Below are 818 nucleotides of genomic sequence, written 5' to 3'. Positions count from 1 at the left end.
GATATGACGCATGTGCTGTCTGAGGAATGTTGGCAAAACAGCTCCCAGAAATTTTGCCTTTTAAAGCCACTGCCTCATCAAGAGAAAATATAAAATCGTTATCCCCTCTCATAATCAATGTCGGACAGCGAATCTGTTCGACTAAATCACAAGGATAACCCGATGCCGTGTTATCAAACCAAGCCTCTTTAACTGCATCAACCAGCTTAGAAAAATCTGGTTCTGGGTTAGTTGCCTCGTACAAAGCAACGTCCTCCGAGAACCTGTTGCGCCAAAAATCCGGAGTTAAACTGGATAATAGTTTCATAGATGGATCATCAATATTCACTTGCCATTGTGAACCGAGCGTCACCAAGCAAGAAACCCTATTTGGTTCTTGAGCGGCTAAGCGGTAGCCTACAATGCCGCCATCACTGAAACCAAATATCGAATATTGCTCAATTCCTAAAGCGTCGAGTACGGAATGAGCATCTTGCTGATACTGGCTGTAACTAAGTCGTAAACACCCTAGATCCGACTTACCATGTCCACGCAAATCAAGACTTATTAATTGATAATTGTCGAATAAATACTTATGTAACGGCTCTAATTCATGGATTGACCCAAGTCCACCATGAAGCATCAACAGCGGTTCACCAGTAAGATTACCCGATATTTCGTAATATATAGTTGAACCATTGACATTTATATAACTACTTTCATTTATCATTTTTCTTCCACTTCGAACTCTTTCAATTAATTTAACTGATAATGATAATCTTTTCCATTAATGCTTTTATTGGAATTATATCGGTTGTATATTTGATGTCCCGTACATT

Annotated in this window: 1 protein-coding gene; it reads right to left on the bottom strand. The window is 39.2% G+C overall.

Translation table 11 applies throughout. From position 1 onward, the window contains the following. On the bottom strand, positions 1-709 hold a 709-nt coding region (locus AB4496_RS14370), incomplete at its 3' end, for an alpha/beta fold hydrolase (RefSeq protein ID WP_372131208.1). Between the last annotated feature and the right edge of the window lie 109 nt (positions 710-818).

This window comes from Vibrio sp. 10N.222.46.A1, from assembly GCF_041473595.1.
Lineage (GTDB): Bacteria > Pseudomonadota > Gammaproteobacteria > Enterobacterales > Vibrionaceae > Vibrio > Vibrio tasmaniensis_A.
The sequence above is the reverse complement of the archived record's forward strand: the minus strand, read 5'-3'. Positions and strand labels throughout refer to the sequence as shown.